The sequence below is a fragment of the Lancefieldella parvula genome, from assembly GCF_963547875.1.
GTDB classification, from domain to species: Bacteria; Actinomycetota; Coriobacteriia; order Coriobacteriales; family Atopobiaceae; genus Lancefieldella; species Lancefieldella parvula_D.
Window position 1 is genome coordinate 44,548 of record NZ_CAUUSI010000006.1, and the last position, 13,709, is coordinate 58,256.

At 52.6% G+C, this 13,709-nt stretch carries 13 protein-coding genes and 2 tRNA genes; 13 read left to right on the plus strand and 2 right to left on the minus strand.

Annotated elements, in window-relative coordinates; translation table 11 throughout:
- Nucleotides 1–127: 127 nt before the first annotated feature.
- Nucleotides 128–1,774 (minus strand): glycoside hydrolase family 32 protein, encoded by a 1,647-nt coding sequence (locus RWJ96_RS03695; protein WP_314019010.1) that lies wholly within the window; start codon nucleotides 1,772–1,774, stop codon nucleotides 128–130.
- 207 nt (nucleotides 1,775–1,981) lie between these two features.
- On the opposite strand from RWJ96_RS03695, the gene pepT reads away from it, so the two are divergent.
- From pepT to nagB, 8 genes are all read left to right on the plus strand, one after another.
- Nucleotides 1,982–3,244, plus strand: coding sequence for a peptidase T (gene pepT / locus RWJ96_RS03700; protein WP_314019062.1), 1,263 nt, complete (start codon nucleotides 1,982–1,984; stop codon nucleotides 3,242–3,244).
- A 276-nt stretch (nucleotides 3,245–3,520) separates the two neighbouring features.
- Nucleotides 3,521–4,063 (plus strand): hypothetical protein, encoded by a 543-nt coding sequence (locus RWJ96_RS03705; protein WP_314019011.1) that lies wholly within the window; start codon nucleotides 3,521–3,523, stop codon nucleotides 4,061–4,063.
- Between the two features lie 122 nt (nucleotides 4,064–4,185).
- A complete protein-coding gene (locus tag RWJ96_RS03710; protein ID WP_314019013.1) occupies nucleotides 4,186–5,043 on the plus strand; it encodes an HAD family hydrolase in 858 nt (285 codons plus the stop codon).
- 1 nt (nucleotide 5,044) lies between these two features.
- A complete protein-coding gene (locus tag RWJ96_RS03715; RefSeq protein ID WP_314019014.1) occupies nucleotides 5,045–5,842 on the plus strand; it encodes an HAD family hydrolase in 798 nt (265 codons plus the stop codon).
- Between the two features lie 88 nt (nucleotides 5,843–5,930).
- Nucleotides 5,931–6,006 (plus strand) — tRNA-Val (locus RWJ96_RS03720).
- A gap of 50 nt (nucleotides 6,007–6,056) precedes the next feature.
- The gene (gene rph / locus RWJ96_RS03725) at nucleotides 6,057–6,842 is read left to right on the plus strand and encodes a ribonuclease PH (RefSeq protein ID WP_314019015.1); all 786 of its coding nucleotides are present in this window, start codon (nucleotides 6,057–6,059) and stop codon (nucleotides 6,840–6,842) included.
- Between the two features lie 2 nt (nucleotides 6,843–6,844).
- On the plus strand, nucleotides 6,845–7,495 hold the full coding sequence (rdgB, locus tag RWJ96_RS03730; RefSeq protein ID WP_314019016.1) for an RdgB/HAM1 family non-canonical purine NTP pyrophosphatase: 651 nt from the start codon (nucleotides 6,845–6,847) through the stop codon (nucleotides 7,493–7,495).
- 308 nt (nucleotides 7,496–7,803) lie between these two features.
- Nucleotides 7,804–8,538, plus strand: a complete 735-nt coding sequence (nagB, locus tag RWJ96_RS03735) for a glucosamine-6-phosphate deaminase (RefSeq protein ID WP_314019017.1) — start codon at nucleotides 7,804–7,806, stop codon at nucleotides 8,536–8,538.
- A 164-nt stretch (nucleotides 8,539–8,702) separates the two neighbouring features.
- On the opposite strand, the gene RWJ96_RS03740 is transcribed toward nagB, so the two are convergent.
- On the minus strand, nucleotides 8,703–9,440 hold the full coding sequence (locus tag RWJ96_RS03740; protein ID WP_314019018.1) for a hypothetical protein: 738 nt from the start codon (nucleotides 9,438–9,440) through the stop codon (nucleotides 8,703–8,705).
- Nucleotides 9,441–9,776: 336 nt separating this feature from the next.
- On the opposite strand from RWJ96_RS03740, the gene RWJ96_RS03745 reads away from it, so the two are divergent.
- From RWJ96_RS03745 to RWJ96_RS03765, 5 genes are all read left to right on the plus strand, one after another.
- Nucleotides 9,777–10,067 (plus strand): Veg family protein, encoded by a 291-nt coding sequence (locus RWJ96_RS03745; protein ID WP_035435578.1) that lies wholly within the window; start codon nucleotides 9,777–9,779, stop codon nucleotides 10,065–10,067.
- A 39-nt stretch (nucleotides 10,068–10,106) separates the two neighbouring features.
- A complete protein-coding gene (locus tag RWJ96_RS03750; RefSeq protein WP_314019019.1) occupies nucleotides 10,107–11,045 on the plus strand; it encodes a 4-diphosphocytidyl-2C-methyl-D-erythritol kinase in 939 nt (312 codons plus the stop codon).
- A gap of 60 nt (nucleotides 11,046–11,105) precedes the next feature.
- A tRNA-Pro gene (locus RWJ96_RS03755) sits at nucleotides 11,106–11,182 on the plus strand.
- A gap of 597 nt (nucleotides 11,183–11,779) precedes the next feature.
- Nucleotides 11,780–13,249 carry a PTS ascorbate transporter subunit IIC gene (locus RWJ96_RS03760; RefSeq protein WP_314019021.1) on the plus strand — a complete coding sequence of 490 codons (1,470 nt, stop codon included), beginning with the start codon at nucleotides 11,780–11,782 and terminating at the stop codon, nucleotides 13,247–13,249.
- Nucleotides 13,250–13,403: 154 nt separating this feature from the next.
- Complete coding sequence (locus RWJ96_RS03765) at nucleotides 13,404–13,688, plus strand: PTS sugar transporter subunit IIB (protein WP_314019023.1); 285 nt, start codon at nucleotides 13,404–13,406, stop codon at nucleotides 13,686–13,688.
- Nucleotides 13,689–13,709 lie beyond the last annotated feature (21 nt).

The window sequence follows — 13,709 nt, forward strand, 5'->3', positions numbered from 1 at the left end:
GTCCTGTGAAAATTTTGCTTATAAAACGTGTGAAATATGCAATTTCGTGCATAACGGCGTCAATCCGTGCCTACAAACAGTATTCTTTTGGTGTCGGCGCCAGACTATGCCAAGCAAATCCACCGAGCTACGCGATTAGGCTGTATGCTCGCGAGCCAGAAGCAACAAAAGTGCTGTTCAACGCTAGACGCTCGGACGCAGGGAACCATCGCGTCGAGAAAACTACGCGACCATCATTCAGGTAAATCTCCACGGTAGAGCCGTCGACAATAACACGCAGGTCAGAGAGCTGCTTTAGCTCAATAGAGCGTTGAGTTCTACCTGCAGCGGTGTCTTTGTCAATGAATTGCAAGGTAAAAATGCCCTTGGAGTAAGAAAGCACAAGTGCGTCGTTGAGAGTAAGCGTTCCATCTCCGGAGATGCCCGAAATCTTAATATCCGCAGATAGTTGACCTATTTCAACGAGATCATCGGCGCCAAATTCCGCACATTCGCATCGCCTTGCATCAAGCTCTTTAACTGGATGTTGCAGGATGACACCGTCATCAGACAGCGAAAGCTCTCGGGGCAAAGTAAGGTTGTGGCAGAATCCAATGCCTTCAGGATAACTATGGTAAGTCGGATCAATGATGCCCATCCATCCAATCAAAATGGTTCGGCCAGAATCGTCGACGAATGTTTGAGGTGCGTAAAAGTCAAAACCGTGATCCCAGAGCACAAAGTTATCGGTAGAAACAGTTTCAACATTGATAAGCTTCCGGCTCTCTGGAAGTGGAAAATAGCCCGACTGCCATATGTTTTGCCACTTGTCAAGAGGCTCGCTTGAAGTATTCTCTTGCAAGTTATCGGAATCGTTCAAGCGCTTCCTCTTGAACGCATCGGCGCTTGGCTCCGTACCGGCGCTTGGCTCCGTACCAGTGCCTTCTCTTAGCCCCTGCGGACACACAGATAGAAACTCCTGGTCATTTAGCTGCACCAAAAAAGGGCATTCCCACATGTAGCCAAACGCCTCGCGCTGACCCTGGGCGTTAGCCCCGCGTACAACCGAGTGGAGCGTCCACGACTCGCCACAATCACTGGAGTCGTAAATCAACACCGCTCCCGAATCACAGCGTTCATCTGCGGTTTTTGCGTTACCAGCCGCAGTGTCCCTCTCGCGAGCGCCTAACAGCATGCGCAGAGCCCCGTCTTGCTCCCAAACCTTCGGGTCGCGCACGTGGTTTGTGCAGGTACCGGGGTAGTCGGCCGGCTTCAAAACAACGCGTTTTGGCGAGAAACTCAGTCCATCTTCAGAGGTCACCATCACCTCATAGGCCTCTCGACCAACGTCAATGCCGTCGGCTTCTGGGTGCGTTTCGTCCATAACGTTTCCGGTGTAGAAGAGCCGCATGACCTCGCGGGCCGCTGCATCATTGTTGTCCGCCGCATCGTTGTCGGCCGCCGCATCGTCACCGTGACCGCAGTCGCCGGCCGCCACACTGTCGTGACCACAGCCGCCTGCTGCGTCGTGTGTCTCAATCCAGGCCGAACCCGAAAACACACCGTCCTTATCGCAAGCTGCGTCTGGAGAAATCGCAATAGGTAGCGTCTCCCAAGAGAGCAAATCCTTGCTCACAGCATGTCCCCAGTAACGCAGCTCGTTGGCAGGCCACTCGGGAGTGTACTGGTAAAACGCGTGGTAGACGGACTTAAACTGACAAAGTCCGTTTGGGTCATTCATCCAACCCTGAGGTGGGAAGAGATGAAACTGTGGCGTCCAAGAGTCGTTTGTCATAGCGCTCCGCCTTTCGCATTTCTTGCAATTATTATGGCATGCGCGCGCAAAGTTCGTGCAGGTAGGTTTAATTCGTTTTGAGTTGCGGTACAGTAAATGCATACAACATCCAAGGCCGCCGGCTGCGACCCGCACCCGCGTGACCGCACGACCCGCGCTCGCACCACCCGCACCGCGCCGACCTTGCCCGAACCAGAGAGGATGCCTATGTCTGAAAACGCAACTAACCAGCTCCCCGATGTCGCCGAGCGCTTCATGCGCTACGTGCAGGTCGACTCCCAGTCCAACCCTGACAACGACACCGTCACCCCTTCAACGCCCGCTCAGCACGAGATGGCTCGCTACCTGGGCGAAGAGCTCAAGGTACTGGGCTGCACCGACGTCACCGTCGACGAGCACGCCTACGTCACCGGCACCTTCGCCGCATCCAAGGGCGCCGAGTCGGCTCCCGCGCTGATGCTTTGCTCGCACCTGGACTCCGTCATCGACGCGCCCGCCTCGGGCATCAAGCCGCACGTCGTCCACTACGAGGGCGGTGATCTGGTCGCCGGCGTCGTTAACGGCAAGACCATCGCAACTACCCAGGAGCAGGTCCCTGACCTCAAGGATTTTGTGGGCATGGACATCATCTGCTCCGACGGCTCCACGCTGCTTTCTGCTGACGATAAGGCCGGTGTGGCCGAGATCTGCGCGCTACTCAAGCGTCTGGGCGACAACCCCGAGCTTGCGCACCCTACGCTCAAGATTGCGTTTGTTCCCGACGAGGAAATCGGTCACGGAGCAAGCCTGCTTGACCTGGACAAACTCGGCGCAGCGTACGGCTACACCGTCGACGGCGAGGCTCTCGGCGAGTTCAACTACGAATGCTTCAACGCCGCCCACGCTGACGTCTACTTCAAGGGTGTCATGGTGCACCCCGGCAGCGCCAAGGACGTCATGATCAACGCAATCACTGTGGCATCCGAGTTCCAGCAGATGGTCCCCGCTTTCGAGCGTCCTGAGCACACCGAGGGCTACGAAGGTTTCTACCACCCAATCGTCATCGAGGGCTCCGCGTCCGAGGTTAAGCTCAGCTACATCGTCCGCGACCACGACGCCCAGATTTTTGCCAACCGCCAGCAGGTCCTGCAGGATATCGCCGCGTTCTTGAACAAGCGCTATGGCGAGAATACCGTCCGCGTTGAGATTCACCAGGAGTATCGCAATATGGCCGAGAAGTTCGACGGCTACGAGTTCCTGATTGATTATGCGCTTGAGGCAAATCGTGAGGTCGGTATTGAGCCTAAGCCAGTTGCCGCTCGTGGCGGTACCGATGGTGCCCAGCTCACCTTCCGCGGACTGCCATGCCCCAACATTGCTACCGGTGGATATAACGCCCACTCCGTGCGTGAGTTTGTCCCCGTGCCAAGCCTTGAAGTTACCGTTGACCTTCTGGAGAAGCTCGTCGCCAAGTTTGCTGCCCGCAGCTAGCACCTGCGCTGACCGCGCTGCTCGCGCCGCGCGCTGTCCGCGAGTCGCGCCGCCGTGCCGCGCTCGCGGCTAGCGCCCGCACCCGCGCCGACCGTCGCAGCTCGCACGCCGACGCCGCACCCGCGCCCGCGCCCGCTTGACCTGCAGCTTTGCCACTCATAGCTAGATTTCTACCGTCTACGCTCCCGTTCACCCTTGTCAACTAATGGTGGACGGGAGCGTAGCATAATTAAGAGGGGTCATCGTTCTTTTTTTCGTGGGGAAAGGGAGGTCGCAATGCTCGCAGTGTTATTTGGAATTGTTGTCGTTGCGGCACCCGTTACAGCTGCGATTTTGGAGCACTCGGGAAACGTTGGAATCTCCGAGCGCCGCCATAGCCACCACGATACCTACGTGACTCCCGCATCGCTCACGCGTTCGCTCATTATTGACATGGCATTTGTTAGCGCAATCGCAGTTATTCTCGGCTGGCTCTGCTATGTTAACGTGTTCACGCCAAACCCGGACATTGTTATGGCGTTTTTTGCGTCCTTCTCGGTTGTCATGTTTATGGCGTGGTACATCTTGAGTCGTTATAAGGTCTCGCTTTTTGATGACGAGATGGTTGTAGTGCCCTTTGTAGGTTCTGAAATTTCCATCAACTACCAGGACATTAAGCGCATGGAGTGGGTTGGCGGCCGTCGGGGCTCCGGGTTTAGAGATCTTCTAATTTTGACTTCGAATGCGTCAAAGGTGCGTCTCTCGGGTATGATTGGACTAGACCAAGTGTTGCTCAAGATTGATCGCTTTGACGTTTTGGCGCACAGTTCAAATATGTAGAAGTACAAAGATGCAGCTTGGAGCTGTGTCAGCTTTAAGTCACATTGCTTACGTCAACTTGAAGCTGCGACGTACCATGCGTCCACACCAACCTGCGCAGCGTACAGCAACGGGGGACGTTTGTGATTAAGCTTGTTTTATCTGACATGGACAATACGCTGGTACCTTTTGGCAATAGACACGTGTCGGACTTCACACGCAAGGCTATTCACACGCTCCTGGAAGAAACAGATATCGCCTTTGGCCCTTGTACCGGCCGAGATTACGTTGAGCTGATGCGTCTTTTCAGCCTCGACGAGGCGTGCATGCAAACAGGCGTCATGTCTACAGGCAAGCGCGTGCTGTACAAAGGCAAGACCATCTCGCTCTCCATCTTTGACCACAAAACGTTGCAGGGTGTCGCAGATGCTCTTGCTGACGAGAAGAACATGTTCTTGGTCTGCTATCCAGAGAAGACCAACCTCTTTAACCCGGCATATGTTGTCGGCCCGCTGGACAAAGACATTCTCGCCGATTACGAGCGCAAACTGGTGTTTGTCTCGGGCATTGTTGATCAAGTCCCGGACGACGTCGATTTTGTCGCCGCAACAATTGCGTGCCCAGGCACGGAGGAGGACATGGAGCGCTGTCGCCAAAAGGTGGCCGCAGCTTGTCCAGACGTGTACACCATGTCGGTTGTCCCTCAGTGGTTTGACGTGCTTCCCAAGGGTGTGTCCAAGCTGACTGGTTTTGAGACACTCCTGGAAAGAACAGGCATTTCTCCAGAAGAGGTGCTTGTTTTTGGAGATGGCGAGAATGACGTTGAGATTTTAAGTAAAGTTCCGCATTCGGTGGCGGTGGCAAACGCAATTCCAGAGGTCAAGCAGGTAGCAAGGCACCACGTAGGTGCATCTGCAGATGACGGCGTTGCGCATGCCTTGCTTGAGCTGGTACGCGCAACAAAAGCAGGGGAGACTCCCCGTTTTATGATGGAGAACTAGCATGATTAGACTCATTGCATCGGACATGGACGGTACGCTACTGGACCAGAACTCCGAGGTTCCGCCAGAGACATTTGAGCTTATCGAAGAGCTGTACAAGCACGGCGTTCACTTCGTGGCAAGTTCCGGTCGTCGTTACGATACATTGCGCTGGTTGTTTGAGCCGGTTGCGGACAAGATTGACTACGTGGCTTCCCTGGGCACGCAGGTCTATGTAGAGAACGAGGTTATCGACCGCGAGGTTTTCTCGTCAGCTTCTATTCGTAAGCTGTTTGAGTTGACGTCCGAGTTTGACTGCATTCACCTGGTTGTTTATGACCGCACGCATACGTATCTGTTGGACGATCAGAGTGCGTTTGTGCGCGAGCTTGACAAAGACCTGCCAAACGCCGAGCGCGTGTTTGACCCGCCTTCACCTGACGTCAGCATCATCAAGGCTGCTATTTGTTGCGATTCAAGGGCTCGATCCATGGACATGGCTATGATTCTTGAGCGTGAGATGGGTGACAGGCTTTCGTTCATGCCTTCCGGCGAGACGTGGATTGACGTGGTGCCTCGTGGTGTGAACAAGGCCACAGGACTTGAGCAGATTCGCAGGTACTATGGCATTTCTCGCGACCAGATTGCCGTTTTTGGCGACTCTATGAACGACTACGCCATGCTGCGTTATGCGGGCACCGCGTACGTTATGGACAACGCTCGCTACGCGCTCAAGACAATTGCCACCAAGGTCGTTGCGCCTAACACCGAGCAGGGCGTTCAGAAAGAAATGCGTCGAATTCTGGAAGAGCTGGCGTAAGGTTTGTGCAAAGGTCGTGCAATGAAGGTGCAGAATTCATAATTGCCGCCGAAGAATTGTGGAAGCTGTGATAAACTTCTACAGTCACGGGCGATTGGCGCAGCGGCTAGCGCAGGTGCTTTACACGCACAAGGCCGGGAGTTCAAATCTCTCATCGCCCACCATGGAACCTCACGCGGCGCCCTCGGGTGTCGCGTTTTTTCTTAGGAGTGCAATGAATAACCAGGTAGAAAGCGCGTTTTCTGGCGAGAAACCCGTGCAGGCCGACGCTGCCGCGCAGGCCGCGCGCTCGTTTGACCGCGCGTGGGACCAGATGCGCCCCGTCACCCTTGAGCGCAACGTTATGAAGAACGCCGACGGATCGTGCCTGGTCACGTTTGGCGACACGCGTGTCCTGTGCACCGCTACCGTCGAAGAGGGCGTTCCCGCCTGGCGACGCAGTTCTCGCGCGGGTTGGGTCACGGCCGAATATGCCATGCTACCTGCGTCGACTAACCGCCGCACCAAGCGAGAGCGCGCCAACCGCAAGGGTCGCTCCATGGAGATTGAGCGCCTAATCGGCCGCTCGTTGCGCTCCGTTGTTGACCTCAACCGCCTGGGCGAGTACACCATCACGCTGGACTGCGACGTCCTTCAGGCAGACGGCGGCACTAGAACTGCCAGCATTACGGGCGCTTGGGTGGCGCTTCACGACGCACTCTATTCACTTGTCGAGAAGGACCTCTTGCCCAGACTTCCTCTTACAGGTCAGGTAGCTGCGATTTCTATGGGTTACGTAAACGGTCAGCCGCTGCTGGACCTTGACTATCCCGAGGATTCTCATGCGGACATTGATATGAACCTTGTGGGAACAGAAATTGGACAGATAATTGAAGTACAAGGAACAGGCGAGGGTGGCCCATTTGATCGCGAGCAACTCAATCAGCTGCTCGACCTTGGTCAGGCTGGCATTGCTCACCTTGTTGACCTGCAGAATCAAGTGACTGGATTTAGGGAGTAACCATGAGTCAAAACAGTGAAAATCAGGATTCTAACGCTGTGACCTTTGATCCAAATACAACCGTGGTAGTTGCAACGGGCAACGCTCACAAACTTGTTGAGATTGAGGCTATCCTCTCTAAGGTAATGCCTGGTATAAGCTTTGTAGCGCTTGGTCAGCTGGGCGATTTCCCTGATCCAGAAGAGAACGGCCAGACGTTCCGTGACAATGCTCTGATTAAGGCAATGGCTGCGCTTGACGAGGTAGATTGCGTAGCGGCTATTGCAGACGACTCCGGCATTTGCGTTGACGCTCTGGACGGAGCTCCTGGAATCTATTCTGCTCGTTATGCTGGCGAGCATGGCAATGATGCTGCAAACAATCAGAAGCTTTTGGCTGAGCTTGCTGACGTTGCTGATGAGGACCGCACTGCTCGCTTCCACTCCACCGTTGCTCTGGTCTACAGAGACGGATCTGTGCTGGTAGGAGAGGGCGACTGCGAGGGCGTTATTGGCCACGAGCCAAAGGGTCACAACGGTTTTGGTTACGATCCACTCTTCTGGCCAGAGGATGCTCCAGGTAAAACCATGGCAGAGCTTGAGCCTAACGAGAAGAACGCTATATCGCATCGTTTCCACGCTCTGCAGAATCTTTCCAAGCAGATTCAGGGATAGGCACGGCGTAGGTTTCGCGTCAGATTTGCGCCAGGGTCATGTCAGGTTTGCGTCAGCTTCCGGACAGAAAACCGCCACTATGTCAGCTTCACGTCAGAATCGCGACAGATTCCTGACAGATTCCAGACAGAAAACTGCCGCCGCGTCAGGTTTGTGTCAGAATCGCGACAGATTAGCGACAGAAACACGCCATATAACAGGTCAAAACCGGTCAGCGAGATATTTGTTCTTCTCGCCGACCGGTTACTTTTTTCTTTGCTTCAAATGTTAAACTAAATGTAACTGTGACTTCTGTCTTGGAGGTAGACATGAGGATTGTTCGCACTCGCGATTACGAGGACATGAGCAGGAAAGCTGCAAACGTCATCTCTGCACAAATCATTTTGAAGCCAAATTGCGTCCTTGGCCTGGCAACTGGTTCAACGCCAATTGGCACGTATGCCCAGCTTGCTGACTGGTGCAAGAGGGGAGATCTGGACTTCTCACAGGTTTCTACGTACAACCTTGACGAGTATCGCGGCCTTTCTCACGAAGATCCTCAGAGCTATCACTATTTCATGCGCAAAAACCTCTTTGACCTGGTAAATATTGATCTTGAGAACACCCACGTGCCTGACGGCTCCAATCCCGACGTCGAGGCAGCTTGCACCGAGTACGATAAGCTTGTTGCTAAGGCTGGCTATCCTGACCTGCAGCTTCTTGGTATTGGCCACAACGGCCACATTGGCTTCAACGAGCCTGACGACCACTTCTCCAAGGGTACGCACTGCGTTGACCTTACCGAGAGCACCATTCAGGCAAATAGTCGCCTGTTTGAGCGCATGGAGGACGTCCCTCGCCAGGCTTACACCATGGGTACGCAGACCATTATGTTCGCGCGCAGCATTCTGATTGTGGCTAGCGGCGAGGACAAGGCCAAGGCCGTTTACGACATGTGCTACGGCAACGTTTCGCCTCAGTGCCCAGCCTCTATCCTGCAGCTTCACACCAACTGCACCGTTATTGCTGATGAGGCCGCCCTCTCGCTCTGCCCAGCTAAGTAAAACTTGGTTGGTCCAAAGCATCCAAAAGGCTTCTTAATAGCTTTAAAAGCATTTGTCGAGAAAACAAAACTCCCATTCACGAGAATGGGAGTTTTTTGTTGCGGCTTATTTTGCGCGTTCAGCGACACATGGTCAGTTGTACTCCTTTATTGGAATACCAAAAATTACTTATAATCCTTGAAGTAACTGCTGATAGCCAAAAGGACCTGGTAGTTAAGGCCAAGCACATAGTCTCCCTGATCGGTATGAACCGTGCGAAGCGTAAACTCAAGATTGTCACCAACCGTGATTTTATCGCCATCTTTTTTGCCAGTACGAGACATATCGCCAGTTGTAAGTGGGAAAACTCTACCGGCTGGATTAACCGAAGTAACAAAGAATATAAAAGGCTCGACGGCGTTTTCACCAGGGTTAATGTGCAACTGTTTGAAAATCTGACTGTTTGTTGACACGTAGACTACTTCGTTTTTGTCGAGCAGCTTCTTCAGTTCAGGAAGAGTCGCTGCTACCCAAGGTAGATCATGATGAACAAAAGGATTGTCGCTCGCGAGCGACTGCGAAATAGGCGAGCCGTACTGATAGACATAAACCATCTTGTTGTAGAGCTCGTTGACGTCATTAACAGAGGTCTGAGCTGGTGCGGCTTGGTTAGCCTGGACAAGCTCGATAAGGTTCATGGAATTGAGCTGTTCAGATGAAGCGCCTTTGGACTGTGCTTCAGAAACAGTCAATCCACCAAATGCGAACGACCCTACGCTAAATACCAGGCAAAGCGCTGATAAAGCAACAAGAGCTTTAGATGATTTCTTTTTGGAAAGGAATGCGATTCCGATAGCAAGAGCAACAAAAATAAGCACGATATACCAGGTCTTACTGATGGCATATCCCAGAGTCTCAGTCATTGGGCCTCCTTGTGTTTTGAAGTTAGTTACTAATTTTATCAGAGGACCCCTATTTGTCATAAATTTGTTGGGGTTCTGACGCGCTGTCGTTGCAAGTCCGATGCCAACCTGACGCAAATCTAACACGAACCTGACACGATCTTCTCGCGATCTTGACGCAAACCTGACCGATCGACTGATGTTGTTCCCGTGACATTTGTCGTAAAACCTTGAGATTTTATTTTCTACCTCGTATAGTGGAGTTTCGGAAATTCTGACTATTGTTTGTCGACCGGTACAAATCTCCGACACATCAACGTGTCGCATCGCAAACGTACTGATTGACTTGGAGGATTGATGGAAAACGAGATTCCACCAGTTAATCGTGTAGACGAGATTCACGAGAAGCTCAGCTCACTTCAGGGCCAAAAACTCAAGGTCAAGGCCAACATGGGCCGTTCTCGTATTGTTGAGCGCACAGGTACCCTGGTTATGGCCCATCCATCTCTTTTCATCGTTGAGGTTGGCGAGCGCCGCGGTCGCACTGCCCGTCAGTCCTACCAGTACGTTGACGTTCTGACCGGTACTGTTGAGCTTTTTGATTTTGAGACCGGTGAGCGTTTGTTTGACTTCGAGTTTGAAGAGTAGTTCAGAAGCGCCCGCATTACTTCGACTAGGCTCACACTCATGGCTGCCTCGTTGTCCAATTTTGGACGCCAAATCATTCAGATTCCTTGCAAGGTCAACCTTCACCTGGGCATTCACACTCAGAAAGACCAGCGAGGATACCATAAAGTAGATTCACTCATGGTTCCCGTTGCGCTGTACGACACAGTTGTTGTCGATGACGCGCCGGAGCTTACGGTTACGCATGAGCCGCAGCTCTGCGTGTTGCCTGAGCGCACAACAACCTGGAAGGCCGCGGTTCTTCTCGCCAATAAGCTGGGAGTTTCCCCAGATGTTTCCATTGACGTACAGGTTCACATTCCCGAGAAGGCCGGTCTGGGTGGATCGTCAGCCGACGCCGCCGCGACGCTCTATCTGTTGGCTCAGCGCTGGGGTGTTGACCCGCTGGATCCACTGGTAGTTGAGGTAGCCAAGGCTGTGGGCGCAGACGTTGCGTTTTTTCTAGACCCACGACCATCACTTATGCTGGGTGCAGGAGATACGCTGGTAGAAACTTATACGTCTACTGTTGACGCTCCGCTTGCTATTGTTTTACCAGCAGAAACAGGTGTTGTTACCAAAGAGGCATACGACCAGTTTGATGAGTCACCAATTGCTCCGGAGTCCTACGAGAATTTGTCCGCACTTTTGCGTAACGCTGGTCAGGGTGCTGCAGGCATGGAACCCGCCCCTGACAATGCCGCTGCAAGTAAGCAATTCATTCAGCAGGTAGCAAGCCTCCTCTTCAACAATCTTGCGCCAGCAGCAAAATCGCTAAAACCACAGGTAGCCGAGGTAGAGGAGTGGCTAAAGGCACAGCCTGGCGTTCTTGGTGCTCAGGTTTCCGGCTCAGGTAGCAGCTCTTTTGCGCTTTGCGAATCACGCGATGCTGCCGACGCAATCGCAGCCGCAGCTCAAGCAAAAGGTTGGCGAGGCTTCTCCACCACCTGCAAGTTGTAGTGGTAACATAGAGCGGCAAATGTTTGATGGATTTATCCCGTCGGACAAGGCAAAACATAACGGGTTGTGGCTCAGCTTGGTAGAGCGCTCGGTTCGGGACCGAGAGGTCGCTGGTTCAAATCCAGTCAACCCGACCATTTTTCCTAATAATCCGTGAATTTCCACCGTTTTTGCCACTAAATAAGCGTTTTGACAGTCAAAGTGGTAAAAAATGCGTTTAGTTGGAATATACAAAAACGCATGTATTCTATGCAGATCATCTACCAGCATAAACTCTCGGTCAATTTTGATTGAAACTTTTATGAAAAAGCTCAACTGGGAAAATGCAAGTGCCAAAACGCCGAACTAGAAAATTTATCTCCAACTAAACGGGTTTTTTACCCAAATCAGACACCACTTTCCGTCATATCAATTTCTTGATTAGTTTCCTTGCATATTCGAGATTGTTTATACGTTTTTGGTTAGGCGGACACATAATCGCCTGGACCTTGTATCAACCGTTCCTTAAAAATCTATATGACAGCTCTATGAGTACACTTCCTCACTGTTTTGAGCTTCATTTTTCTATCAAATGAACATTGTGAACGTTTAGGCCTACAAAAACATAAATAAATCGACACAAAATAAACACAATTAGGCTACAATCAGACAAAGAGCACTACGTTTAAGGCAACGCGCGCACCGTCGTTCTTACGCGCTTGCACACACACGCGTTTTGTTGAAAGGGGTTTTGTATGCCTGTTGTTGAGTTTTTTGTAAACGTGTTATCAACACCAGCCATCCTAGTTGGCCTTGTTGCCCTGCTGGGTTTGGCACTTCAGGGAAAGCCAATTGAGGACCTCATCAAGGGCACCCTCAAGACCATCGTCGGCTTCCTCGTTCTTTCTGCAGGTGCAGGTTTCTTGCAGACCGGTTCCCTCCTGGCTTTTGGCGAGATCTTCAACTTCGCCTTTGACATGCAGGGTGTCGTCCCAAACAACGAGGCCGTCGTTTCTCTCGCACTTGGCGAGTTTGGTCAGGCAACCGCAATCATCATGTGCATCGGCATGGTCCTGAACATTGTCCTCGCACGTTTTTCTCGCTTTAACTACATCTTCCTCACCGGCCACCACACTCTCTACATGGCAGCTATGCTCGCTATCATCCTGCACGTCGGCGGCCTTTCCGGTTGGATGCTCTACATCTCCGGCGCATGCCTGCTTGCTCTGATCATGGTTCTGTCTCCTGCATACTGCCAGCCAACCATGCGCAAGGTTACCGGCAGCGATTCCGTTGCACTTGGCCACTTCGGCGGCGCTGGTTACTGGCTTGCCGGTATGGTCGGTAAGCTCTTTGCTTCCGATCGCGAGAATAGCACCGAGAATATCAAGTTCTCCAAGCGTCTCATCTTCCTGCGCGACAACACCGTTTCCATTGGTCTGACCATGATCATCATGTTCTTGGTTATCACCGGCGTTGCCGTCAGCCGTGGCCTTCTAACCCTGGTACCTGCAGGAACTACCGCTGCAGAGTTTGCTTCTAACCCACAGTATGCGGGCCTTCAGCACCTCGGCGACCTGCTGAACATTGGTACCGAGACCACCACTAACTGGATTGTCTGGGCATTTACTCGCGGTCTCTCCTTCGCTGGTGGTGTTTACATCATTCTGTCCGGTGTCCGTCTGATCATTGGCGAGATTGTTCCTGCATTCAAGGGTATTGCTCAGAAGCTTGTCCCTGGCGCAAAGCCAGCAATCGACTGCCCAATCGCATTCACCTATGCTCCAAACGCCGTTATTATCGGCTTCCTGAGCTCCTTCGTTGGCGGCATCCTGGGCCTGCTTATCCTGGGTGTCATTAACGCACAGGTCGCTGCTATTGCACTGATCCTCCCAGGCGTTGTTCCTCACTTCTTCTGCGGCGCAACTGCAGGTGTCTTTGGTAACGCAGAGGGCGGCATCAAGGGCTGCATTGCTGGCTCCTTTGTCCATGGCCTGCTCATTACCTTCCTGCCTGCACTATGCATGCCAGTCTTCACTCTCATGGGCTTCACCTCCGCTACCTTCTCTGACGCCGACTTCTCCATCATGGCTCTGATCTTTGGTAACGTTGCTCTGAACGTCCAGGGTGCAGTTCTCACGGGCATCTGCGTTGTCTGCTTCTGCCTCCCAATTCTCTTCAATCTTGTTGCTCCTAAGAAGGCAGAAGAGAAGAAGGCCGAGTAGCATCCGCTCACAGAATTGCAGATAAACATCGCAGTTGCTGCAGAAAATGCGAGTAGAATCTAAGTATCTAGGTCGGGCTTCGTCCTTGGATGGGGCCCGACTTTTTAACCCACGTAACCCACATATCACACGTGGTGAATTGAAAGGGGCTTTTATGGCTATCCAGAAGATCCTTTGCTGTTGCGGAAGTGGACTTGGCTCCAGCCTTATGGTTGAGATGCAGATCCAGGACGTCCTGAATGAGCTGGGCGTGAGCGGCGTTGAGGTTGAGCACTCAACCGTTTCCGACGTTACTCCTGGCGCAGCTGACCTCTTTATTGTTGCTCGCGACCTTGAGGATTTTATCGCCAGCATTCCAGAAGACGAGAAGATCGTTCTCTCCAACATCCTTGATAAGGATGAAATGAAGGAAAAGCTTACCGAGAAGTTCGGTCTGTAAGCGCTGACTCGCACGCAGCTC